Origin of the sequence: Nocardioides lianchengensis, assembly GCF_900101465.1 — a bacterium.
Classification (GTDB): Bacteria; Actinomycetota; Actinomycetes; order Propionibacteriales; family Nocardioidaceae; genus Nocardioides; species Nocardioides lianchengensis.
In genome coordinates, this window is sequence record NZ_FMZM01000001.1 from 320,840 (window position 1) to 342,838 (window position 21,999).

The following is a 21,999-nucleotide window of genomic DNA, read 5'->3' on the forward strand; positions in this document are numbered from 1 at the left end:
TCTAGGCCTTGCGGTAGGGCACGCCGTCGGCGGCCGGTGCCCGGGAGTGCCCGACCAGCCCGGCCACCGCGAAGATCGTCACGACGTACGGCAGCATCAGCATGAACTGGCTCGGCACCGGCGAGCCGATCACCGAGAGCACGCTCTGCAGGTTGGACGCGAACCCGAACAGCAGCGCGGCCAGGGTCGCGCGGATCGGGTCCCACTTGCCGAAGATGACCGCGGCCAGCGCGATGTAGCCCGCTCCACCCGTCATCTCGCGGTTGAACTGGGACACCGACACGAGGGTGTAGGTGGCCCCTCCGGCGCCGGCGATCAGGCCGGCGAGCAGCACGGTGCGGTAGCGGGTGAGGTTGACCTTGATGCCGACGGTGTCGGCGGCCTTCGGGTGCTCGCCCACGGCCCGCACGCGCAGACCCCAGCGGGTCCGGTAGAGGGCCCAGGTGACGATCGCGACCGCGGCGTACATGAGGTAGACGAGGATCGTCTGGCGGAACAGGATCGGGCCGATGACCGGGATCTCGCCCAGCAGCGGGATGGGCATCCGCTCGAACCGCGGCGGGCTGTTCAGGTCGGCGGCGTTCGGGGCGAGCACCTGGCTGAACATGAAGCTGGTGAGGCCGATGACCAGCACGTTGAGCACCACGCCCACGATCACCTGGTCGACGTAGTAGGTGATGGCGAAGACGCCCAGCACCAGCGCGACCAGCGCGCCGGCCAGCATCGCGGCGAGCAGGCCGGCCCAGGGCGACCCGGTGATCGAGCCGACCAGGGCGGCACCGAAGGCTCCGAAGAGCAGCTGCCCGTCGATGGCGATGTTGACGACGCCGGCGCGCTCGCCCAGCACGCCGCCGAGGGCGCCGAAGACGAGCGGGACGGCCAGGGCCAGCGCCCCGGCGAGCAGGCCGATGACGGGCACGGTCTCGCCGGCCGCGGCCCAGCTCAGGAACGCGGTCATCGCGGCCACGCCGAAGAGGGCCACCAGCCACAGCGGGGTACGACGCCCCGCGCGGGCGGACCAGGCCGCGAAGGCCGCGGCCAGGACCATCAGCACGACCATCACCCAGGTGGTGGCGTCGGCGGGCACGGTGATCTCGGGGAGCTTGACCAGGTCGGTGTCCGTGGCCAGCCGGAACGTGGTGTCCTCGTGGCGGGGCTTGAACAGGACGAGGGCGGCGATCAGCACCGCGAAGACGCCGAACAGCACCGGAGTCTTGCCCAGGCCCGGCGGCGGGGCCGTGGGCTCGAGCGCGGTGACGGGCGGCTCGTCGGGACGGACGATCGGGTCGGTGCTCACGCCGTGGCCTCCTTCGCGGGCAGTCGGAAGATCGCCCGCACCAGCGGGGGAGCGGCGATGAACAAGACGATGAGGGACTGGACGATCAGCACGATGTCGACCGGGATGTTCTCCGAGGCCTGCATCGCGAAGCCGCCGGCTTTGAAGGCGCCGAAGAGGAGTCCGGCCGCGAGGATGCCGAGCGGCCGGGACCGGCCCAGCAGAGCGACCGTGATCGCGTCGAAACCGATGCCGGCGTCCAGGTCGGTGGCGACGCCGCTGGTGACCGTCCCGAGGGCCTGGTTGACGCCGGCGAGGCCGACGAGGGCGCCCGCGATCAGCATCACTACGGTGTAGGTCCGGCCGACGTCGATGCCCGAGGCCCGGGCCGCGTCCGGGTTCTCGCCGACCGCACGGAAGCGGAAGCCGGCCGCGGAGCGGTTCAGCAGCCACCACACGAAGGCCACCGCGAGCAGGGCCAGCACGAAACCGAGGTGCAGGTTGAACTTGTCGCCGAGGATCTTCGGGAGGACCACGGAGTCGGGCATCGGCTCGGACTTCGGGTTGATCGTCCCGGGGGCCTGCAGGATCTCCTTGCGGGTGAGCGCGAAGAAGACGAGGTAGTAGCCGACGTAGTTGAGCATGATCGTCACGATCACCTCGTGGGCGCCGGTGCGGGCCTTCAGCAGGCCCGCGATGCCGGCCCACAGAGCGCCGGCCAGCATGCCGGCCGCGATCGCGAGCGGCAGGTGGACGATCGCGGGCAGGTCGGCGTTGACGCCGACCCAGCCGGCGGCCGCGCCGGCGAGCAGCATCTGACCGCGGCCACCGATGTTGAACAGCCCGGCGCGGAAGGCGAGGCCGACGCCCAGGCCGGCAGTGATCAGCGGCGCCGAGAACTTCAGGGTCTCGGTGAGAGGCCGGATCTGCTGCTCGAAGGTGTCGACCCGGTTGTTCCAGATCGAGCCGCGCACCAGGGCGGAGTAGGCGCCGGTGATGGCCTCCTGGACGGCCTGGAAGAAGTCGCCGGGACGGGCGCCGATGTAGCTGGCCGTCTCGCGGACCTGGTCGTCGGTGAACAGGATCATCACCGACCCGACGATCACGGCGAGCAGGACGGAGAAGAACGCGACCGAGACCTGCCCGGCGGCGACCTCGCGCAGCGCCAGGTGCCAGCGGCTGGGCTCCGGCTTCTGCTCGGCGGGGGGCCGCTCCTCGGCGGTCTCCTGGACGGGGGGCTGCTCGGAGCTCACGCGACGCTCCCTTCCGGACGCTCGCCGGCCATCATCAGGCCGAGGACGTCACGCGGGGTGGTGGACGGGACGATGCCGACGATGCGGCCGCGGTAGAGCACCATGATCCTGTCGGAGAGGGCGGCGATCTCGTCGAGCTCGGTCGACACCAGGAGCACGGGGACGCCGGTGTCGCGGGCGGCGACGATCTGCTTGTGGATGAACTCGATGGAGCCGACGTCGACGCCGCGGGTCGGCTGGGCGGCGACGAGCAGCCGCAGGTCGCGGGAGAGCTCCCGGGCGACGACCACCTTCTGCTGGTTGCCGCCGGACAGCTGACCGGCGAGGGTCTCGATGCCGGGCGCGCGGACGTCGTACTCGACGAGCTTCTCGTGGGCGAAGGACGCGAGGTCCTTCAGCCGCAGCGAGCCGCCGCTCACGAACGGCTTGCCGTAGGTGCGGTTCAGCATCAGGTTCTCGGCGATCGTCATTCCCGAGACCAGCCCGTCGACCTGGCGGTCCTCAGGGATGAACCCGACCCCGGCGTCGAGGACCTTGCGGACCGAGCGACCGACCAGCTCGACGCCGCCGAGCGCGATCGAGCCCGAGACGTGGCTCTGGAGGCCGAGGATCGCCTCGGTCAGCTCGGTCTGGCCGTTGCCCTGGACCCCGGCCACCCCGACGATCTCGCCGGCGTCGATCGTGAAGCTGATGCCGTCCACGGTGACGTGGCCCTCGGCGTCGGTGACCTTCAGATCGCTGACGACCAGGGTCGCGGGGCCGGGCTGCGCAGGCTCCTTGTGGACCGTGAGCTCGACCGGACGACCGACCATCAGGGCGGCGAGCTCTGCGTTGCTGGCGGCCGGGTCGGCCTCGCCCACGACTGTGCCGCGCCGGATCACGGTGATCCGGTCGGCCACCTCGCGCACCTCGCGGAGCTTGTGGGTGATGAAGACGATCGAGGTGCCGGACTCCTTGAGCTGGCGCATGATCGTCATCAGCTCGTCGGTCTCCTGCGGGGTCAGCACCGCGGTCGGCTCGTCGAAGACGAGGACGCGGGCGTCGCGGGAGAGGGCCTTGATGATCTCGACGCGCTGCTGCACGCCCACGGGGAGGTTCTCGACGAGTGCGTCGGGATCGACGTCGAAGCCGAACCGGTCGGAGATCTCCCGCACGCGGGCGCGGGCGGAGTCGAGGTCGAGGGTGCCGAGGAACCCGGTGGCCTCGTTGCCGAGCATGACGTTCTCGGCGACCGAGAAGACGGGGATCAGCATGAAGTGCTGGTGGACCATGCCGATGCCGGCCGCGATGGCGTCGCCGGGACCGGAGAAGTGCTGAGCCTCGCCGTCGAGGAGGATCTCGCCCTCGTCGGCCTGGTAGAGGCCGTAGAGGACGTTCATCAACGTCGACTTGCCGGCGCCGTTCTCCCCGAGGAGGCAATGGATCTCGCCGGGCTCGACGGTGAGCGAGATCCGGTCGTTGGCGACCAGGGTGCCGAAGCGCTTGGTGATGCCGCGCAGGGCGAGTGTCATGCGAGGTCCCTAGGAGATGGGCGACGTGGCCGGGTGATCGGGAGGTGCGCGCCTCAGGCTAGCGACACCAAAGGGGGGCCGGCAGGTGCCGACCCCCCTCTGGTGCTCAGCCGGGGCTGTTCCTACGAGTGGTGCAGGGTCACTGGTTGAGGTACGAGGTGACCGGGATCGAGCCGTCGATGATGCCGGCCTTCACCTGCTCGAGCTCGTCCGCCAGGGTGTCGGAGATCTTGTCCTCGAAGTTGTGGAACGGCGCGATGCCCACGCCGTCGTTCTCGAGCGTGCCGACGTAGGCCTCGGGGTCGAACTCGTCGTTGCCGGCGGCCACGATCGCCTCGTAGGTCGAGACCTTCATGTTCTTCAGGATCGACGTGAGCACGACGTCCTGCGTCTTCGGGTCGGTCTCGAAGAAGTCGGCGTCGACGCCCATCAGGGCGACGTCCTTGCCGGAGTCGGCGATCGCGGTCAGGGCGCCCTGGTAGATCGGGCCGCCGACCGGGAGGATCACGTCGGCGTCCTGGTCGATGATGCCCTTGGCCGTGGTGGTCGCGGTCTCGTTGGCCTCGAAGCCACCCGTGAACAGGCCCTTCTCGCCGCCCTCGAAGCCGACGACCTTGACGTCCTTGCCCTTCTCGGCCGCGTAGTACTCCGCGCCCTGCTTGAAGCCGTCCATGAAGATCGTGACGGTCGGGAACGGCTGGCCGCCGTAGGTGCCGACGACGCCGGTCTTGGTGTAGTCGGCCGCGGCGTAGCCCGCGAGGAACGCGGCCTGGGCCGTGTCGTAGAGGAGCGGCTTGATGTTCTCCGCGTCCTTGGTGCCGTCGAAGTCGTTGTCGGCCGCGTCGTCGATGAGGATGTACTCGACGTCGGGGTTGGCCTTGGCGGACTCGACGGTCGCGGCGGAGAGGGCGAAGCCGACCGTCACGATGGCGTCGCAACCCTCGGCCACGAGGCTCTCGAGGTTGGGGGCGTAGTCGTTCTCGCTGTTCGACTCGACCTCCTTGTGCTCCGACCCGAGCTCCTCGGCGGCCTGGAGGACCCCTTCATAGCTGAGCTGGTTGAACGACTTGTCGTCGAAGCCGCCGGCATCGGAGACGATGCACGGGAGGAAGTCGGTCTTCGCCGCGTCGTTGCTGCCCGAGGAGCCCGACTCGTCCGGCGCGTCACCACACGCCACCAGGGCGCTCGACGCGGCCAGGACGGCGATCCCGCCGACGATGGCCTTCCGCATCTTCTTCACTTCTGCCTCCAGATCCAGCCCCACACCACCGGGGGCGCACGGGGAGGCACGCTAGCGGCTGTCGGCCGCAGTTGCTCCTGCTTGAGGGCGTAGTGACGAAAGGTTTATCGACTTGGGATGAAACGGGGGGTGTGGGACTGTGCCGGATTGCCGTCGACGCCCCCGTGGTCCACCCTGGGGCCGCGGATCGGCCGCGGACGAGAGGAGCAGACACATGAGCGAGCCGTCGGGCGGGTGGGAGGCGCTGCGCCAGCTCGCCGTCGAGGTCGCGGGTCACGCGTACGCGCCGTACAGCCGGTACGCCGTGGGCGCGGCCGCGCAGGTCGACGACGGCCGGACCGTCGTGGGCTGCAACGTCGAGAACGCGGCGTACGGCGTGACGCTGTGCGCGGAGTGCGGCCTGGTCTCCTCGCTGGTCGCCGGGGGCGGCGGGCGGCTGACCCACTTCGTCTGCGTGAACGGCGTCGGTGACGTGATCATGCCGTGCGGCCGTTGCCGTCAGCTGCTCTGGGAGCACGGCGGTGCGGACCTGCTCGTCCAGACCCCGGAGGGTGTCCTCGGCATGGACCACGTGCTGCCGCAGGCGTTCGGTCCCGATGACCTGACGCGCGGGACCCTCCCGCTAGCCTGACGCGGTGACTCTCCACGACGCGGTCGAGGTCATCCTCGCCAAGCGGGACGGCGCAACGCTGTCCGACAGCCAGATCGACTGGGTGATCGACGCCTACACCCGGGGCGAGGTCGCCGACGAGCAGATGTCGGCGCTGGCCATGGCCATCCTCCTCAACGGCATGGACCGGGCCGAGATCGCCCGCTGGACCGGCGCCATGATCGCGTCGGGGGAGCGGATGGACTTCGGGTCCCTGTCGCGGCCGACCGCCGACAAGCACTCCACCGGTGGAGTGGGCGACAAGATCACCCTGCCCCTGGCGCCGCTGGTCGCGGCCTGCGGGGTCGCCGTACCCCAGCTGTCGGGTCGGGGCCTCGGCCACACCGGCGGCACCCTCGACAAGCTCGAGGCGATCCCCGGCTGGCGGGCGGCGCTGTCGAACGACGAGATGCTCGCCCAGCTGGAGTCGGTCGGTGCGGTCATCTGCGCGGCCGGCGACGGCCTGGCGCCCGCCGACAAGAAGCTCTACGCCCTGCGCGACGTCACCGGCACCGTCGAGGCGATCCCGCTCATCGCGTCCTCGATCATGTCGAAGAAGATCGCGGAGGGCACCGGCGCGCTCGTGCTCGACGTGAAGGTCGGCACCGGCGCGTTCATGAAGGACCTCGACAAGGCCCGCGAGCTGGCCGAGACGATGGTGGCGCTCGGCACCGACGCCGGCGTCCGCACGGTCGCGCTGCTCACCGACATGTCGACGCCGCTCGGCCTGACCGCCGGCAACGCGATCGAGGTCGCCGAGTCGGTCGAGGTGCTCGCCGGCGGCGGCCCCGCCGACGTGGTCGAGCTGACCCTGGCCCTGGCCCGCGAGATGCTCGCCGGCGCGGGCGTCACCGACGTCGACCCGGCCGACGTGCTGGCCTCCGGTCGCGCGATGGACGCGTGGCGCGCCATGATCTCCGCCCAGGGCGGTGACCCGTCCGCGAAGCTCCCGGTCGCCCGCGAGTCGCACGTGGTCGCGGCGCCGTCCACCGGCGTGCTGACCCGGCTCGACGCGATGGCCGTCGGCCTGGCCGCCTGGCGCCTCGGCGCCGGCCGCGCCCGCAAGGAGGACCCGGTGCAGGCCGGGGCCGGCGTCGTCTGGCACGCCCGCCCCGGCGACCAGGTCACCGAGGGTCAGCCGCTGCTCACCCTGCTCACCGACGAGCCCGCCCGCTTCGACCGGGCCCTCGCCTCACTCGAGGGCGGGTACGACGTCGCGCCCGCGGGCACGCCGTACACGCCGACGCCGCTGGTCCTCGACCGCATCGGCTGACCCGAACCCCCGAGTCGGCGAGGAGGGGTCAGTCCCGCCCGGCCATGGCCATCGCCCAGCTGCCGACCGGGAGGCAGAAGCGGTCGGTCACCGGGGCCATCGTGGCGTCCTGCGCGCGGTTGCCCTTGGGGGTGGAGATGTCGAGGTAGACCCGGAGCTTGAAGCAGGCCTGCAGGCTCCGGTCGCCCGGGGCGTCGTGCCAGTACTCGAACTTCTTCCAGGTCGCTGCCGTGCCGGTGCTCGACACGTCGAACTTGTGGTAGGCGCGGTCGGGCTCGAGGGTGCGGGTGCGGGACACCCGGTCCTGGTCGCCCTCGCAGGTGGGAGCCACGCCTGCGCTGATCTGCCACGGGTAGCCGATCGCCACCGAGGGGTTCCACGAGCAGAGCCGGATCGTGAAGTTCGCGGCGCTGACCCGGCTCTGCGCGACCACCTGGGAGGCCTTGCGGCGGGGAGCGCCCGTCTTGCAGTTCTTGTAGAACTTGACCTGGAGGACGGGCTTCTTCATCTTCGGGTCCTTGAAGCCCCAGATCTTCTGGTTCTTGTCGACCGCGACCCGCACCGTCCAGCTGGCCCGGTAGGTCCAGCGTGCGCACATCTTGACCCGCGGCAGGTAGCGCTGGCCCCCGTCGAGCTGCCCCTTGGACTTCGTCCGCCAGAACACGTTCGGGTCCTTGCCCCTGGCCGAGGCCTGCTCGGACGACGGCTCGGGCTGAGCGGTCGAGGCCGGGGGTGCGGCGAGCGGGACGGAGAGAAGGACGGTGGCGAGGACGGTCCCAGCGATGCGGGGCAGGTGCATGAGGGCCTCCCGAGAGGTGCGTGTCGAGTGGTGGGTGACTACCCGCCAGCCGATCGGCCAAACGATGGTCCGCCCGGGACCCGGAGAGCTCAGTCCTCCAGGAGGAGGACGACGGTCTCGGCGACGCAGGCGGGCTTGGCCTCGCCCTCGATCTCGACGGTGTAGCGGATGATCAGCTGCTTGCCGGCGGGCAGGTCGGTGACCTCGCCGAACGCGGCGTGGCCGCGGACCCGCTTGCCGACCAGCAGCGGGTTCGGGAAGCGGACCTTGTTGACGCCGTAGTTGAGCTTGGCGCCGGGGGTGTCGAGGCTGAAGATCTGGCCGCCGAGCCAGGGGACCAGCGACAGCGTGAGGTAGCCGTGGGCGATGGTGGCGCCGAACGGTCCGGCCTTCGCCTTCTCGACGTCGACGTGGATCCACTGGTGGTCGCCGGTGGCGTCGGCGAAGGTGTTGACGCGCTCCTGGTCGATGGTGACCCAGTCGGTGCTGCCGAGGTCCTGGCCGGCGGCCGCGGCGACGTCGTCGAAGCTGGTGAACACGCGCAAGGCAGGCTCCTGTCGAGTGAACTCGGGGCTGGTTCTGTGGTGGGATGGCGCCATGAGCAGCGCCGCCGCCGAACCTACCGGTCTCACGCGTGACACCGTCCTGCGAGCGCCGAAGGTGCTGCTGCACGACCACCTCGACGGCGGGCTGCGACCGCAGACGATCATCGACCTGGCCGCCGACTGCGGCCACGAGCTGCCGGCGACCGAGGCCGTCGCGCTCGGCACCTGGTTCGCCGAGTCGGCCGACTCGGGCTCGCTGGAACGCTACCTGGAGACCTTCGACCACACGGTCGCCGTCATGCAGTCCGGGCCGGCGATCACCCGGGTGGCCCGCGAGTGCGTCGAGGACCTGGCCGCCGACGGCGTCGTGTACGCCGAGGTCCGCTACGCGCCCGAGCAGCACGTCGAGGGTGGACTGACCCTCGACGAGGTGGTCGCGGCCGTGCAGGAGGGCTTCGACGCCGGGGTCGCGTCCGCGGGCGGGCGGATCGTCGTACGCCAGCTGCTGACGGCCATGCGCCACCAGGCCCGCTCGATGGAGATCGCCGAGCTGGCGATCGCCTGGCGCGACCGCGGCGTCGCGGGCTTCGACATCGCGGGCGCCGAGGCCGGCTACCCGCCCACCCGCCACCTCGACGCGTTCGAGTACCTCCAGCGCGAGAACTCCCACTTCACCATCCACGCCGGCGAGGCGTTCGGGCTGCCGTCGATCTGGCAGGCGATCCAGTGGTGCGGCGCCGACCGGCTCGGCCACGGCGTCCGCATCATCGACGACATCACCGTGCACGACGACGGGTCGGTGGAGCTGGGCCGGCTGGCGGCGTACGTCCGCGACCAGCGGATCCCGCTGGAGATGTGCCCGGCCTCCAACGTGCAGACCGGCGCGGCCACCTCGATCGCCCAGCACCCGATCGGGCTGCTGAAGAAGCTCCGCTTCCGGGTCACCGTCAACACCGACAACCGGCTGATGAGCCAGACGTCGATGACCGCCGAGCTGTGGGACCTCGTCCAGGCCTTCGGGTACGGCGTCCGCGACCTCGAGTGGTTCACGGTCAACGCGATGAAGTCGGCGTTCCTGCCGTTCGACGAGCGGCTCGACCTGATCGAGCGGGTCATCAAGCCGGCGTACGCCGAGCTCGCGGCCGAGCGGTCCGCGGGTCGGGACTGACCCGTGACCGTCCACGCGGGACCCTCGGTCGTCCTGCTGGTCGGTGCGCTCGCGCTGCTCGCCGGTGCGGCCGCGGCGGCGGCCCGCGGGCTGCGGGAGCGCCGTACGGCGGTGCAGGTGGCCGGGCGCGCGGTGACCGCGCGGGCGGAGGTGCTGGAGCTCTCGGCGAAGGACGTCAGCGTCGGGGGCGACCCGACGACGCTCTACTACCCGACGGTCCGGTTCACGCCGGAGGGCGGCGAGCCGGTCGAGGCCGAGTGCCTCACCGGGGTCGAGCCGCCCCCGCCGCACGCGGGCGACCCGGTCGAGGTCCGCTACGACCCGGAGCACCCGACCCACGTCGAGCTGGCCGACGTCGACCCGCAGGCCTCCGCCGGGCGGAGCTCGTTCGTCGTGGCCCGGCTGCTGGTCACGGTCGCGCTGGCGCTACCGGTCGCGTGGCTGCTGCTGGCGCTGCTCGTCTGGGAGTGAGCGGGCCAGGTCGCGGCTGGCGGCGTACGCCTCCTCGTTGGTGACCGGCACGCAGCCGAGCGCGACCGCGTGTCCCACGACGCCGCGCTGGGCGCGCATCAGGGCGAGGCCGCGGCGTACCAGCACGAGCGGCGGCTTGCGGTGCTCGCGCAGGTCGCGGGTGAGCCGGCGCCAGAAGGTGAGCAGCGGATGCCGCCGCACGCAGTACGCCGCCGCGAGGATCCCGGCCTCGCGCGCGTGCGGGACGATCTCCTGCGCGAAGATCCCCTCGGCCACGAACAGCGGGCCGCCCGCGAGGTCGAGCGTCCGCGACCCGCAGCGACCGCTCTGGGAGATGTCGTAGATCGGGACCTCGGCGCGGCCGGTGCGGCACAGCTCGTCGAGCGCCGCCATGGCGTCGTCGAGCAGCCAGGACGCGGGGTCGTCCCAGTCGACGAGCCCGGCGTTCGCGCCCTCGGCGATCAGGGGGAGCGTGGGGTCGCCGACGTCCTTGTAGAAGTCGTCGAGCCGGAGCACCGGCAGCCCGATCCGCTCGGCGAGGCGGGACTTGCCGGTGCCGGACGGACCGGCCAGGACGATCACCCGCGCGTGCACCGGGTCATTCTGCCCGAGCCCTGGGCCGGGGGCGTCATCGGCTGATCGGCTGCAGCCGGCGCGGCAGCCCGACGGGGGTGCCCTCGTGGACCAGCCCACGGGGGAGCGGCTCCGCCCCGAGGCACGCCGGGGTCCGCAGCGCCGGCGGGTCCAGCACCCAGGCCGGGTCGGGTCCGTCGGTCACGGGCAGGGTGAGCTGCCAGGAGACCGTGCCGGTCGCCGCAGCGGTGAGCCGCACCGTGGCGGGCCGGCCGCCGACGACCAGGCGCAGGGTGGCGTCGGCGGGCGCCTGGGCCCCGCACGAGACCCAGGTCGTCTCCCAGCCACCGGCGGTCAGGTCGCCCACCACGACGGCGAGGGCCGTGCGGGCGTCCGCGGCAGGCTGCGTGAGCGACCCCTCGGCCGCGGGTGCGGAGCGTCGCCGGTCGCCCGTGGCGGGCTCGCCGACGGACAGCTCCGCGCCGGTGGAGCGGAACCAGGCGTCGTCGGCGATCCTCGCGCGCAGGGCCTCGTCACCGGGGTCGGTCCCCTCCCACCGGGGCGGGTCCTGGTCGGTCCCGTCCGCGTCGATCGGGGACCCGTCGTACGGCACGTCGGGCAGGGGTACGGCGCCGCCGCCGCCGAGGCAGCTGTCGGCCGGCCGGACCGGGGAGCCGAGGTCCGGCCAGGAGCCGTCGGCGTGGTGGGGGACGGCGACCTCGACCCGCACCTCGGCCGACCCGGTCACGGTGACGCCGGCCGCGGCGGTGGTGTCGAGGTCCTCGGTGCCGCGCGTGAGCACCAGGCGCACCTCGTCCGGCGCGCACTCCGCACCGGTCAGCGACCAGCCGGCGGCCACCGCGGCGTCGACCTCGAGCCGAGCGGCCCGGACCGCGTCGACACCGTCGTACGACGTCTCGCGGGAGCCGGCCTCCCGCGAGACCAGCCCGTTGCTGCCGTAGCCGGCCTCGGGCAGCTCCGGTCGGGGCGCGGCCCACGGGTCGGCCCACACCCGCTCGGCCCGCGCGACGTCCGTGGCGTCGGCGTAGTGATCACCCGGCTGACCGGAGCAACCGGTCGCCAACAGCAGGAGGACGACCAGGGTCGTCGCCCACCGCATCACACGCCGATCGGGTGCCAGACGGTCTTGGTCTCGAGGAACGCCGTCATCGCGTCGAGGCCCGGGTCGGCGGACCAGTCGGGCTCGGCCGCGGGCGCCCGGCGTACGCGCTTGAGGTTGTCGGCCGCGGCCACCTCGAGGTCGGTCGCGAGCTGCGTCTCGCCGGCGATGCCGGTCAGGTCGATCGCGTTCACGTCCTGGTGGGAGGCCAGCCAGGGCGCGACCGTGGCGGCCGCGCCGGTGAGGATGTTGACCACGCCGCCGGGCACGTCGGAGGTGGCCAGCACCTCGGCGAAGGTCACCGCCGGCAGCGGCCGGGCGTACGACGACACCACGACCGCGGTGTTCCCGCTGACGACGACCGGGGCCACCGCGCTCACCAGGCCCAGCAGCGACGACCCCTGGGGGGCCAGCACGGCGACGACACCGGTCGGCTCGGGGGTGGAGAGGTTAAAGAACGGGCCGGCGACCGGGTTGGCGTTGCCGACGACCTGGGTGAGCTTGTCGGCCCAGCCGGCGTACCAGACCAGCCGGTCGACGGCGGCGTCGACGACCTTGTCGGCGTCCTTGGTCCGCAGGCCCTCCGACTGCTCGACGGCGCGGACGAACTGCGGGCGGCGGTCCTCCATCACCTCGGCGACGCGGTAGAGGATCTGGGCGCGGTTGTAGGCCGTGCGCGCGGACCAGCCGCCGAAGGCCTTGCGGGCGGCCACGACGGCGTCGCGGGCGTCCTTGCGCGAGGCGAGCGAGGCGTTGGCCACGAAGGTTCCCTTGCTGTCGGTCACCTCGTAGGAGTAGCCGGACTCCGAGCGCGGGAAGGCGCCGCCGATGTAGAGCTTGTACGTCTTGCGGACGTCGATGCGGTCGCTCACTTGAGATACGCCTCCAGACCGTGCTTGCCGCCCTCGCGGCCGTAGCCCGATTCCTTGTAGCCGCCGAACGGCGACGTCGGGTCGAACTTGTTGAACGTGTTGGCCCAGACCACGCCGGCCCGCAGCGCGTTGGCCATGTGGAGGATCAGCGAGCCCTTGTCGGTCCACACCCCAGCGGAGAGGCCGTACGGCGTGTTGTTGGCCTTCTCGACCGCCTCGCTGGGGGTCCGGAAGGTCAGCACCGACAGCACCGGGCCGAATATCTCCTCGCGGGCGATCCGGTGGGCCTGCGAGACGCCGGTGAACAGCGTCGGCGGGAACCAGAAGCCGGTCGACGGCAGGTCGCAGGCGGGCGACCAGCGGCCGGCCCCCTCCCCAGTTCCCACCTCGGCCTCGCCGATGTCGCTGAGCTCGCGGATCCGGGCGAGCTGCTCGGCGGAGTTGATCGCGCCGATGTCGGTGTTCTTGTCGAGCGGGTCGCCCACGCGCAGCGTGCTCATCCGGCGCTTGAGCTTGGCCAGCAGCTCGTCGGCCACCGACTCCTGGACCAGCAGCCGGGAGCCGGCGCAGCAGACGTGGCCCTGGTTGAAGAAGATGCCGTTGACGATGCCCTCGACGGCCTGGTCGAGCGGGGCGTCGTCGAACACGATGTTGGCGGCCTTGCCGCCGAGCTCCAGGGTGACCTTCTTGTCGGTGCCGGCGACCGAGCGGGCGATGGCCTTGCCGACGTCGGTGGAGCCGGTGAAGGCGACCTTGTCGACGCCCGGGTGGGAGACCAGCGCCTGGCCGGTCGCGCCGGCGCCGGTGACGATGTTGACCACGCCCGCCGGGAGGTCGGCCTGCTGGCAGATCTCGGCGAACAGCAGCGCGGTCAGCGGAGTGGTCTCGGCGGGCTTCAGCACGACCGTGTTGCCGCAGGCCAGCGCCGGGGCGATCTTCCAGGCCAGCATCAGCAGCGGGAAGTTCCACGGGATGACCTGGCCGGCGACGCCCAGCGGGGTGGTGCCGTGGCCGGCGTACTCGAGCTTGTCGGCCCAGCCGGCGTAGTAGAAGAAGTGGGCCGCGACGGTCGGGACGTCGACGTCGCGCGCCTCCCTGATCGGCTTGCCGTTGTCGATCGACTCCAGGACGGCGAGCTCGCGGCCGCGCTCCTGGATGATCCGGGCGATCCGGTAGAGGTACTTGGCGCGCTCGCGGCCCGGCATCGGGCCCCAGACCTTGTCATAGGCCTTGCGGGCCGCCTTCACCGCGGCGTCGACGTCGGCGTCGGTGGCCTCCGCGACCTCGGCGAGGACCTCCTCGGTGGCCGGGTTGATCGTCTTGAACGACGTGCCGCCGCCGTCGACGAACTCGCCGCCGACGAACAGGCCGTACGACGCCTTGATGTCGACGATCGCGCGGGACTCGGGGGCGGGAGCGTAGGCGAACACGTCACCTGCGGGAGTGGTGGTCATGGCGATCAGTCCAGGGTCACGTAGTCGGGGCCGGAGTAGCGGCCGGTGCGCATCTTCGACCGCTGCATCAGCAGGTCGTTGAGCAGGGTGGAGGCGCCGAAGCGGAACCAGTCGGGGTCCAGCCAGTCGGCGCCGCAGACCTCGTTGACCATCACGAGGTACTTGATCGCGTCCTTGGTGGTGCGGATGCCGCCGGCCGGCTTCACGCCGACCTGCTGGCCGGTGGCCTCGCGGAAGTCGCGGACCGCCTCCAGCATCACCAGGGTGACCGGCAGGGTCGCGGCCGGCTGCACCTTGCCGGTGGAGGTCTTGATGAAGTGACCGCCGGCCAGCATGGCGAGCCAGCTGGCGCGCCGGACGTTGTCGTAGGTCTGGAGCTCGCCGGTCTCGAAGATGACCTTCAGGTGGGCGTCGCCACAGGCCTCCTTGACCGCCACGATCTCCTCGAAGACCTGGAGGTAGCGCCCGGAGAGGAAGGCGCCCCGGTCGATGACCATGTCGATCTCGTCGGCGCCGGCCGCGACCGCGTCACGGGTGTCGGCCAGCTTGATGGCCAGCGACGCGCGGCCGCTCGGGAACGCCGTCGCGACCGCGGCGACGTGGACGCCGCTGTCGCCGAGGGTCTCGCGCGCCGTGGCCACCATGTCGGGGTAGACGCAGACCGCGGCGGTCGGCGGGCACGACGGGTCGGTCGGGTCGGGGCGGATCGCCTTGCTGGCGAGCGCGCGGACCTTGCCGGCGGTGTCGGCGCCCTCGAGGGTGGTCAGGTCGACCATCCGGATCGCGAGGTCGAGGGCGAACTCCTTCGCCGTCGTCTTGATCGACCGGGTGCCGAGGGCGGCGGCGCGGGCGTCCGCGCCGACCTGGTCGACTCCGGGGAGGCCGTGGAGGAAGCGTCGGAGGCTCGCGTCCGACCGGGCTACGTCTGCGAGGTCGGCGCCGCCCGCGACGGTGGGGGAGGCTGTCACCGGTCCAGCATAGGGTTGGCCGCCGACAGGACCGCAAACCCAGGGAGTGCCGGTGACGCAGGGGCAGGACGGGGCCGTGGAGCGGTTCCGACCCACGAGCGGCCAGGTCGTCGGCTGGATCGGACTCGTCCTCGCGGCGGGCGCGGTGCTGCTGGGGATTGTGTCCGGGGCGCCGTCGGTCGCCGCGGGCGCGCTGGCGCTCGGCGTGCTCGACTGGGCCGCGATGCTCAAGCCCCGCGTCCTGGTCGAGGGGCGCTGGCTGGTGCTGCGCAACATGTTCGAGACCGTCCGGGTGCCGCTGGCGGCGATCGAGGAGCTGGCGATCCGGCAGGTGCTGGCCGTCCGCGCCGGCGAGCGGCGCTACGTCTCGCCCGCGCTCGGCCGGTCCTTCCGCCAGGTGATGAGGAGCAACCGACAGGCGCCCGAGCCGCAGCCGACCGGGGCCTCCGCGCCGTCGTACCCCGACTTCGTGGAGCAGCGGCTGCGTCACCTGACCGAGGAGGCGCGCACGCTCGAGGGCGTGGGCCGCTACTCCGACGAGCAGGTCGCGCTGGCCGCCGAGGTCCGCCGCGAGCCGGCCTGGCTCGAGATCGGCCTGTTCGCGGCGGCCGTCGTCGCGTTCGTCGTGACGCTGGTCGTCTAGTGCGGCACTAGATCCCGGCCGCAGCCTGGATGTCGCCGCGCACCGCGTCGAGGCGACCGGCGGCGGCGATCCGGGCGGCGTCCACGCCGTCCTCGGGGTTCACCGGCACGACCACCTCGAGGTAGCACTTCAGCTTGGGCTCCGTCCCGCTCGGGCGTACGACGACCCGCGCGCCCTCGGCCAGCACGTAGCGCAGCCCGTCGGTCGGCGGCAGGTCGGCGCTGCCGAGCGACAGGTCGTCGACCCGCTCGACCGCGAGACCGCCCAGCGTCGCGGGCGGGGCGGCGCGCAGCCGCTCCATGGCCGCGCCGATCTCGGCGAGGTCGGTGACCCGGACCGAGAGCTGGTCGGTGGCGTGCAGGCCGTGCGCGAGTGCGAGGTCGTCGAGCACGTCGACGAGGGTGCGGCCCTCGGCCTTCGCGGCGGCGGCCAGATCGCAGAGCAGCAGCAACGCGGAGACGCCGTCCTTGTCGCGCACGTGCTCGGGGTCGACGCAGTAGCCGAGCGCCTCCTCGTAGCCGTAGGCCAGGCCCTCGACCCGGCCGATCCACTTGAAGCCGGTCAGCGTCTCGACGTAGGGACGGCCGGCGGCGCGGGCCATGGTGCCGAGCAGGCTGGAGGAGACGATCGTGGTGGCGAAGGTGCCCTCCGTGCCGGCCTCGAGCAGCGCGTGGGCCAGCAGCGCGCCGACCTCGTCGCCCCGGAGCATCCGCCAGCCGTGCGGGCCGGGCACCGCCGCGGCGCAGCGGTCGGCGTCGGGGTCGTTGGCGACGACCAGGTCGGCGCCGTGCTTCTCGGCGAGGGCCATGGCCAGGTCCATCGCCCCCGGCTCCTCGGGGTTGGGGAACGCGACCGTCGGGAACGCCGGGTCGGGGTGCTCCTGCTCGGCGACGACGCGCGGCGCGGAGAAGCCCGCGGTCTCCAGGACCTGGACGACGGAGGTGCCGCCCACGCCGTGCAGCGGCGTGTAGACGATGTCCAGGTCGCGCGGGCCGTCACCGGCGAGGCCGGCGACGGTGTCGTAGTAGGTGTCGACGATGGTCTCGTCGAGCACCTTCCCGCCGGTCCCGCGCGGCACGTCGGCCAGCGGGCCGACCGCCGCGATCCGCTCGGCGATGCCCGAGTCGGCCGGCGGCACGATCTGGCTGCCGTCGCCGAGGTAGACCTTGTAGCCGTTGTCCTGCGGCGGGTTGTGGCTGGCGGTGACCATCACGCCGGCCGCGCAGCCGAGCTCGCGGATCGCGAAGGCCAGCAGCGGCGTCGGCAGCGGGCGCGGCATCAGCAGCGCGGGGATCCCGGCGCCGGTCATCACCTCCGCGGTGTCGCGGGCGAAGACGTCGGAGTTGTGGCGGGCGTCGTACCCGATGACGACGGGGCCGCGGGCGCCGGTGTCCTTCAGGTACGCCGCCAGGCCGGCCGCCGCGCGGGTCACGACGACGCGATTCATCCGGTTCGGCCCGGCGCCGAGCGCCCCGCGGAGGCCGGCCGTCCCGAACTCCAGGGTGCCGTCGAAGCGGTCCGCCAGGTCGGCGTCGTCGCCTCCGGCCTCGACGGCGGCGAGGACCTGCTCCAGCTCGGCGCGGGTCTGCTCGTCGGGGTCCTCCGCGATCCAGGCGCGGGCGGACGCGAGCAGGTCGTCGGGGGTGACGGCGGTGGTCATGGGGGCACGATACGAGGGTGTCCGCCCTGCCACCGCCTCGAGACACCGACCGGCCGCTCGGCCACCTGGTGCGCGAGCTCGCCGGCCACCTGGGCGAGCCGGGCGCGGTCGCGGTCTGCGTCGACCTGCTGGGCGGCGCGGACCCGTCGTCGTACCTCGGGGAGGTGGTCTACCTCAGCGGGCTCCGGGTCGGTCCGGGCGAGCGCGACGCCTTCTGGTTCCGGGCCTGGGGAGCGCGCGGCCTGCTGCACGTGTGGACCGACGACGCCGTCCCGGCGGTGCTGGCCGGGCTCGGCGACCCGGACCCGGGGGTGCGGCAGGCGGCGGGTCGAGCGCTCGACCGGCTGGGCGAACGGCTGGACCTCGGGTGAGGGCGTCGTACGCCTTCGCGGACGCGTGGCACCTCGACGCGGCGCCGGAGGCGGTGCGGGACGTGCTGGTCGACCTGGAGCGCTATCCGGAGTGGTGGCCCCAGGTCCGCGCGGTCGCGTCGCTCGGCCCGGACGAGGCCTGGGTGGTCTGCCGCTCGACGCTGCCCTACACGCTCGACCTGGTGCTGCGCGCGGTCAGCCGCGAGCTGCCGGTCCTCGAGGTGGCGGTCGCCGGCGACCTGCGCGGGACGGTCCGCTTCCGCCTCGCCCGCCGTACGTCGGGACGCTGCTGCGTCTCGAGCAGGAGGTCAGCGTGTCCGGGCTGCTCGGGGCCCGGTCCCCGATGGTCCGTCCGGTGCTGACGTGGAACCACGACCGGGTGATGCGCGGCTGCGTGGTGGGCCTACGGCGCCGGCTCGGGCCGTCACGCCCAGCACGATGAGCAGCTGGGCCAGGACGTAGGTCGTCATCACCGCCGCGCTCCCGGCCGCCTCCGGGACGTTCCACGGGCCGAAGGCACCGAGCGCGATCAGGCCGTCGGACACCGCGAACACCGCGCCGCCCGCCCACACGAGCGGGTGCACCCCGGTGGCCAGCAGAGCCATCGCGAGCAGGCAGCCGCCGTACCCGACGACGGCGGGCGCGAGCACGCCCGCGTTCGGCAGGGTCAGCGCGAGCAGCGCAGCCACGGGCAGCAGGTACGCCGCCAGCCACCCGCGGCGGCGCGCCAGCAGGCTGCGGCCCGCGTCGGGCCGGAACGCCACCACGTAGACCACCTGCGCGACCAGGAACAGCCCCACCATGGCCAGGAACGCGGGGTCACCGTCCAGGAACCGCGGCACGGTGTCGCCGAGCCAGGAGAAGCCGAGGGCGAGCAGGGTGAGGCGGACGAGACGGTCGGTGGCCCCGGTCAGGGCCAGGGAGACCGCCAGCAGGGGCATCAGGGCGACCTGGGTCGCGGTGGCCGCGGTCGTCTCCTCCGCGAGCTGGCACGCGACGTGGACCACGGCGACGGCGCCGTACGCCGTGAGGGCCGCTGCTGCTCGCCGTTGCATGGCACCGCACCGTAGTGCCCGCGTGCGCCGAGTCGGCGTGAATCGAGGTCCCCCGCTGCGCTCCTCCCCTCGATTCACGCCGACTCGGCGGTTTCGACGCTCCGGTCGCTGCGCGACCTACGCGTCGATGCTCGACATGTCTCCGTAGCGCTCGCCCACGACGGCGTCGCGCGGGACGGCGTCGGTGAGGCGTTGGAGGTCGTCGGCGGAGAGCTCGACATCGGCGGCGCCGGCGTTCTCCTCCAGGTACCTCACGCGCTTGGTGCCGGGGATCGGCGCGACGTCCTCGCCCTGGGCGAGCACCCACGCGAGGGCGAGCTGGCCGGGCGTGCAGCCCTTCTCCTCGGCGATCGCGCGGACGGCGTCCACCAGGCGCAGGTTGGCCTGCAGCCCCTCGCCGTTGAGGCGGGGGAAGTACGCCGAGCGCCGCGAGTCGCCCTCCTCGAGGGTCGACTCGGACGTGATGGCGCCGGTCAGGATGCCGCGGCCGAGCGGCGAGTAGGGGACCAGGCCGATGCCGAGCTCGCGGAGCGTCGGCAGGATCTCGTCCTCGAGGTCGCGGGTGAACAGCGAGTACTCCGTCTGCAGCGCGGTGATCGGGTGCACGGCGTGGGCCCGACGGATGGTCGCCGCGGACGCCTCGGAGAGCCCGAGGTGGCGGACCTTGCCGGCGGTCACGAGCTCGGCCATCGCGCCGACGGTCTCCTCGATCGGGACCTTCGGGTCGACGCGGTGCTGGTAGTAGAGGTCGACGTGGTCGACCCCGAGCCGCTGCAGCGAGGCGTCGCAGGCCGAGCGGACGTACGCCGGGCTGCTGTCGTAGGCCCGCTCGCGGCCCGGCCCGGCGACGATCCCGAACTTGGTGGCCAGCTGGACCTCGTCGCGACGGCCGGCGATGGCCCGCCCGACCAGCCGCTCGTTGGTGTGCGGTCCGTACATGTCGGAGGTGTCGAGGAAGGTCACCCCGAGGTCGAGGGCCCGGCGGATGGTGGCCAGGCCGCCCTCCTCGTCGGGCGTGCCGTAGAAGGCCGACATGCCCATGCAGCCGAGCCCGAGGGCGGAGACGGTGAGGGGCGAGGTGGTTCCGAGGGTGCGCTGGTCGATGCTCATGGCTCCACTCAAACGCTTGGAGCGCGCTCCAGGTCAAGCCCGCGCCGCGCGAGGCCGTCCTCGTAGATGCCGATCTTCATGTCGATGGCGCCGAGGTGGCGCTGGACCTCGGCCAGGTCGCGCAGGACCTGCTGGCGGTGGGTGCGCAGCAGCTCCAGCCGCTCGGCCTCGTTCCCCTCGCCGGCCCGCACCAGGTCGGCGTACCGCCGGACGTCGCGGATCGGCATCCCGGTGGACCGCAGGCGGGTGATCATCTCGATCCAGCGCAGCGCGGCGTCGTCGTACTGCCGGTGCCCGGAGGGCGAGCGGCCCACGGCGCGCACCATCAGCCCGTCGCGCTCGTAGTAGCGCAGCGTGTCGGGCGTCAGGCCGGTCTGCTCGGCCGCCTCGGCGATGGTCAGGCTCATCCGGCCAGTGTCGCGCCTGGAGTGCGCTCCAGGTCAAGCGCTACCGCGGCCGGTCGAACGCCGGCCGGTCGTACGTCGAGGTCGCGAACGGTCCGCCGACGTGGGCGTTGTCCCAGTCGTCCTCGGGGGAGGGTGCGACGAAGGGGGCGAAGTCCTCGGCGTCGTCCTGCGGCTCGTAGCCGAGGGCGCGGCCGGGCTCCAGGTCCCACCAGCCGCGGCTGTTGGCGGAGACGCCGTAGAGGACGGCGAAGCCGGGGGCGGTCGCGGTGAGCGCCGCCTCGACCATCAGGACGCAGTCCTCGGGGGAGAGCCAGGTGGAGAGCTGGCGGACGGTCTCGGGACGGGGACCGAACGAGCCGATCCGGCAGGCGATCGCGTCCAGGCCGTGGCGGTCGGCGTACAGGCTGAGCAGGGCCTCGGCCGCGACCTTCCCGACGCCGTAGAACGTGTCGGGGCGCGGTCGGGCGTCGACGGTCAGCAGCTCACGCCGGGGCGTGCGGCCGACGGCGTGGTTGGAGGAGGCGAGGACCAGGCGTCGTACGTCGTGCTCGACCATCGCGTCCAGGATCGCCGCCGTGGTGAGCACGTGCGACGCGAGCGCGTCGGGCAGCGAGCTCTCGTCGGGGTGCCCGGCCAGGTGGACGACGGCGTCGGGGTGCTCCTCGGCGAAGACCGCCGCGACCGCCTCCGGGTCGCGGCAGTCGAGCGTGTGGAACCGGGTCTCGTTGCCGTCGGGCTCGGGGACCCGGTCGAGCGAGACGACCTCGTGCCCGCGGGCGGCGAGGGCGACGGTGACGACCCGGCCGATGCTGCCGGCGGCGCCCGTGACGAGCACCCTCATGGGAGGGGGACGCTCAGGTCAGCGGCGGTATCCATCGATGCTCTGTCCCAACTCGGTGAAGACGGCCTGGTTCAGCCGGAACGCTACCTTCACCTCGTCGACCACCCGCAGCTTGTCCTCGGCCGACAGCACCAGACCGTCGAGCCGGGCGCGGTAGGCGTCCTTGTAGGGCTTGGGCTTGGGGATCTCGGCGAAGTCGTAGAACGCGATGCCGACGCCGCCGAGCTCGTAGGTGCGGTCGAGGATCCGGCCGATGGCCTGACCGCCCGACAGGTCGCCGAGGTAGCGGGTGTAGTGGTGCGCGACCAGGGCCGGACCCCAGGCCGCGACCGACTCCAGTCGCTCGCGGTACGCCGTGGTCGCGGCCGAGTCGGTGGTGCGGGGGCCGCCGGGCGACCAGTGGTCGAGGTCGGCGTCGATGGCGGCCAGGCGCTCGAGGGCGGTGTCGTGGACGGCGGCGACGGCCGGGTCGTCGAGGCGCGAGCGGATCGCGGTCTCGAGGGCGTCGTACACGCCGCGGTAGCGGAGGAGGTAGTCGGCGTACGCCTGCTCGACGAGCTTGCCGCCCATCAGCTCGGTCATGAACGACGAGTGCTCGGCGGCCTCGTGCTCGGCCATCGAGCCCTCGCGCATGGCGGTGGAGAGCGAGTCGTCGACGGAGGTGTGGTCGAGCACGGTCATGGAGCGGCCTTTCGGGCGGGCGGGAGCGCCGAGACTTACGGACACATTGTCGACAAGAT

24 protein-coding genes are annotated in these 21,999 nt (G+C 72.6%); 7 read left to right on the forward strand and 17 right to left on the reverse strand.

From position 1 onward, the window contains the following. Position 1 precedes the first annotated feature (1 nt). The 4 genes from BLT76_RS01585 to BLT76_RS01600 form a co-directional block, all read right to left on the reverse strand. Entirely contained in the window at positions 2–1,297 is a 1,296-nt protein-coding gene (locus tag BLT76_RS01585) for an ABC transporter permease (protein WP_139175372.1), read from the reverse strand. Next, positions 1,294–2,529, reverse strand: a complete 1,236-nt coding sequence (locus BLT76_RS01590; RefSeq protein ID WP_211752660.1) for an ABC transporter permease — start codon at positions 2,527–2,529, stop codon at positions 1,294–1,296. Before BLT76_RS01590 ends, BLT76_RS01585 begins: the two co-directional genes overlap by 4 nt. Next, a complete protein-coding gene (locus tag BLT76_RS01595; RefSeq protein ID WP_090850081.1) occupies positions 2,526–4,040 on the reverse strand; it encodes an ABC transporter ATP-binding protein in 1,515 nt (504 codons plus the stop codon). Before BLT76_RS01595 ends, BLT76_RS01590 begins: the two co-directional genes overlap by 4 nt. Before the next feature lie 139 nt (positions 4,041–4,179). Beyond that, positions 4,180–5,271 (reverse strand): BMP family lipoprotein, encoded by a 1,092-nt coding sequence (locus BLT76_RS01600; protein WP_090850815.1) that lies wholly within the window; start codon positions 5,269–5,271, stop codon positions 4,180–4,182. Positions 5,272–5,494: 223 nt separating this feature from the next. Here BLT76_RS01600 and BLT76_RS01605 point away from each other — a divergent pair, with 223 nt between their 5' ends. Both BLT76_RS01605 and BLT76_RS01610 read left to right on the forward strand, forming a co-directional pair. Continuing rightward, a complete protein-coding gene (locus BLT76_RS01605) occupies positions 5,495–5,911 on the forward strand; it encodes a cytidine deaminase (protein WP_090850083.1) in 417 nt (138 codons plus the stop codon). 4 nt (positions 5,912–5,915) lie between these two features. Beyond that, on the forward strand, positions 5,916–7,202 hold the full coding sequence (locus tag BLT76_RS01610; protein WP_090850085.1) for a thymidine phosphorylase: 1,287 nt from the start codon (positions 5,916–5,918) through the stop codon (positions 7,200–7,202). 28 nt (positions 7,203–7,230) lie between these two features. Here BLT76_RS01610 and BLT76_RS01615 read toward each other — a convergent pair whose 3' ends face one another. Continuing rightward, the gene (locus BLT76_RS01615) at positions 7,231–8,001 is read right to left on the reverse strand and encodes a hypothetical protein (RefSeq protein ID WP_090850087.1); all 771 of its coding nucleotides are present in this window, start codon (positions 7,999–8,001) and stop codon (positions 7,231–7,233) included. Positions 8,002–8,090: 89 nt separating this feature from the next. Next, a complete protein-coding gene (locus BLT76_RS01620; RefSeq protein WP_170866897.1) occupies positions 8,091–8,546 on the reverse strand; it encodes a MaoC family dehydratase in 456 nt (151 codons plus the stop codon). A gap of 52 nt (positions 8,547–8,598) precedes the next feature. Between BLT76_RS01620 and BLT76_RS01625 the strand changes: the two genes are divergently transcribed. Next, entirely contained in the window at positions 8,599–9,714 is a 1,116-nt protein-coding gene (locus BLT76_RS01625; RefSeq protein ID WP_090850091.1) for an adenosine deaminase, read from the forward strand. A 3-nt stretch (positions 9,715–9,717) separates the two neighbouring features. Beyond that, positions 9,718–10,185, forward strand: a complete 468-nt coding sequence (locus BLT76_RS01630; protein ID WP_090850093.1) for a DUF3592 domain-containing protein — start codon at positions 9,718–9,720, stop codon at positions 10,183–10,185. Here the strand turns inward: BLT76_RS01630 and BLT76_RS01635 are convergent. From BLT76_RS01635 to deoC, 5 genes are read right to left on the reverse strand one after another with little or no spacing between them, the layout of a single operon-like run. Continuing rightward, on the reverse strand, positions 10,141–10,779 hold the full coding sequence (locus BLT76_RS01635; protein WP_170866898.1) for a nucleoside/nucleotide kinase family protein: 639 nt from the start codon (positions 10,777–10,779) through the stop codon (positions 10,141–10,143). The genes BLT76_RS01630 and BLT76_RS01635 overlap by 45 nt on opposite strands. Before the next feature lie 34 nt (positions 10,780–10,813). Continuing rightward, entirely contained in the window at positions 10,814–11,878 is a 1,065-nt protein-coding gene (locus tag BLT76_RS01640) for a serine/threonine-protein kinase (protein ID WP_139175373.1), read from the reverse strand. Beyond that, a complete protein-coding gene (locus BLT76_RS01645; protein WP_090850097.1) occupies positions 11,878–12,750 on the reverse strand; it encodes an aldehyde dehydrogenase family protein in 873 nt (290 codons plus the stop codon). The genes BLT76_RS01640 and BLT76_RS01645 overlap by 1 nt, the downstream gene beginning before the upstream one ends. Further along, on the reverse strand, positions 12,747–14,204 hold the full coding sequence (locus tag BLT76_RS01650) for an aldehyde dehydrogenase family protein (protein WP_211752662.1): 1,458 nt from the start codon (positions 14,202–14,204) through the stop codon (positions 12,747–12,749). Before BLT76_RS01650 ends, BLT76_RS01645 begins: the two co-directional genes overlap by 4 nt. A gap of 5 nt (positions 14,205–14,209) precedes the next feature. Then, positions 14,210–15,172 (reverse strand): deoxyribose-phosphate aldolase, encoded by a 963-nt coding sequence (gene deoC / locus BLT76_RS01655; protein WP_090850101.1) that lies wholly within the window; start codon positions 15,170–15,172, stop codon positions 14,210–14,212. Positions 15,173–15,224: 52 nt separating this feature from the next. On the opposite strand from deoC, the gene BLT76_RS01660 reads away from it, so the two are divergent. Further along, positions 15,225–15,815 carry a hypothetical protein gene (locus BLT76_RS01660; RefSeq protein WP_170866899.1) on the forward strand — a complete coding sequence of 197 codons (591 nt, stop codon included), beginning with the start codon at positions 15,225–15,227 and terminating at the stop codon, positions 15,813–15,815. Positions 15,816–15,822: 7 nt separating this feature from the next. Here the strand turns inward: BLT76_RS01660 and BLT76_RS01665 are convergent, their stop codons facing one another. Continuing rightward, on the reverse strand, positions 15,823–17,475 hold the full coding sequence (locus tag BLT76_RS01665; protein WP_090850105.1) for a phospho-sugar mutase: 1,653 nt from the start codon (positions 17,473–17,475) through the stop codon (positions 15,823–15,825). A 17-nt stretch (positions 17,476–17,492) separates the two neighbouring features. Here BLT76_RS01665 and BLT76_RS01670 point away from each other — a divergent pair, with 17 nt between their 5' ends. Continuing rightward, positions 17,493–17,846, forward strand: a complete 354-nt coding sequence (locus tag BLT76_RS01670; protein ID WP_090850107.1) for a HEAT repeat domain-containing protein — start codon at positions 17,493–17,495, stop codon at positions 17,844–17,846. After that, positions 17,843–18,208, forward strand: coding sequence for an SRPBCC family protein (locus BLT76_RS01675; RefSeq protein ID WP_179714453.1), 366 nt, complete (start codon positions 17,843–17,845; stop codon positions 18,206–18,208). The genes BLT76_RS01670 and BLT76_RS01675 overlap by 4 nt, the downstream gene beginning before the upstream one ends. Here the strand turns inward: BLT76_RS01675 and BLT76_RS01680 are convergent. The 5 genes from BLT76_RS01680 to BLT76_RS01700 form a co-directional block, all read right to left on the reverse strand. Next, on the reverse strand, positions 18,155–18,901 hold the full coding sequence (locus BLT76_RS01680; RefSeq protein WP_090850109.1) for a lysoplasmalogenase family protein: 747 nt from the start codon (positions 18,899–18,901) through the stop codon (positions 18,155–18,157). The genes BLT76_RS01675 and BLT76_RS01680 overlap by 54 nt on opposite strands. Positions 18,902–19,018: 117 nt before the next feature. After that, on the reverse strand, positions 19,019–20,011 hold the full coding sequence (locus BLT76_RS01685) for an aldo/keto reductase (RefSeq protein ID WP_090850111.1): 993 nt from the start codon (positions 20,009–20,011) through the stop codon (positions 19,019–19,021). 8 nt (positions 20,012–20,019) lie between these two features. After that, positions 20,020–20,418, reverse strand: coding sequence for a MerR family transcriptional regulator (locus tag BLT76_RS01690; protein WP_090850112.1), 399 nt, complete (start codon positions 20,416–20,418; stop codon positions 20,020–20,022). A 40-nt stretch (positions 20,419–20,458) separates the two neighbouring features. Next, positions 20,459–21,259 (reverse strand): NAD-dependent epimerase/dehydratase family protein, encoded by an 801-nt coding sequence (locus BLT76_RS01695; RefSeq protein WP_090850114.1) that lies wholly within the window; start codon positions 21,257–21,259, stop codon positions 20,459–20,461. A gap of 18 nt (positions 21,260–21,277) precedes the next feature. Beyond that, the gene (locus tag BLT76_RS01700) at positions 21,278–21,940 is read right to left on the reverse strand and encodes a biliverdin-producing heme oxygenase (RefSeq protein ID WP_090850116.1); all 663 of its coding nucleotides are present in this window, start codon (positions 21,938–21,940) and stop codon (positions 21,278–21,280) included. Positions 21,941–21,999: the final 59 nt, after the last annotated feature.

Excerpts from the sequence above, each read along its gene's own strand:
- BLT76_RS01595 (WP_090850081.1), bottom strand. The coding sequence starts at position 4,040 with ATGACACTCGCCCTGCGCGGCATCACCAAGCGCTTCGGCACCCTGGTC.
- BLT76_RS01600 (WP_090850815.1), bottom strand. The coding sequence starts at position 5,271 with ATGCGGAAGGCCATCGTCGGCGGGATCGCCGTCCTGGCCGCGTCGAGC.
- BLT76_RS01605 (WP_090850083.1), top strand. The coding sequence starts at position 5,495 with ATGAGCGAGCCGTCGGGCGGGTGGGAGGCGCTGCGCCAGCTCGCCGTC.
- BLT76_RS01615 (WP_090850087.1), bottom strand. The coding sequence starts at position 8,001 with ATGCACCTGCCCCGCATCGCTGGGACCGTCCTCGCCACCGTCCTTCTC.
- BLT76_RS01625 (WP_090850091.1), top strand. The coding sequence starts at position 8,599 with ATGAGCAGCGCCGCCGCCGAACCTACCGGTCTCACGCGTGACACCGTC.
- BLT76_RS01640 (WP_139175373.1), bottom strand. The coding sequence starts at position 11,878 with ATGCGGTGGGCGACGACCCTGGTCGTCCTCCTGCTGTTGGCGACCGGT.
- BLT76_RS01650 (WP_211752662.1), bottom strand. The coding sequence starts at position 14,204 with ATGACCACCACTCCCGCAGGTGACGTGTTCGCCTACGCTCCCGCCCCC.
- BLT76_RS01665 (WP_090850105.1), bottom strand. The coding sequence starts at position 17,475 with ATGACCACCGCCGTCACCCCCGACGACCTGCTCGCGTCCGCCCGCGCC.
- BLT76_RS01680 (WP_090850109.1), bottom strand. The coding sequence starts at position 18,901 with ATGCAACGGCGAGCAGCAGCGGCCCTCACGGCGTACGGCGCCGTCGCC.
- BLT76_RS01685 (WP_090850111.1), bottom strand. The coding sequence starts at position 20,011 with ATGAGCATCGACCAGCGCACCCTCGGAACCACCTCGCCCCTCACCGTC.
- BLT76_RS01690 (WP_090850112.1), bottom strand. The coding sequence starts at position 20,418 with ATGAGCCTGACCATCGCCGAGGCGGCCGAGCAGACCGGCCTGACGCCC.
- BLT76_RS01695 (WP_090850114.1), bottom strand. The coding sequence starts at position 21,259 with ATGAGGGTGCTCGTCACGGGCGCCGCCGGCAGCATCGGCCGGGTCGTC.
- BLT76_RS01700 (WP_090850116.1), bottom strand. The coding sequence starts at position 21,940 with ATGACCGTGCTCGACCACACCTCCGTCGACGACTCGCTCTCCACCGCC.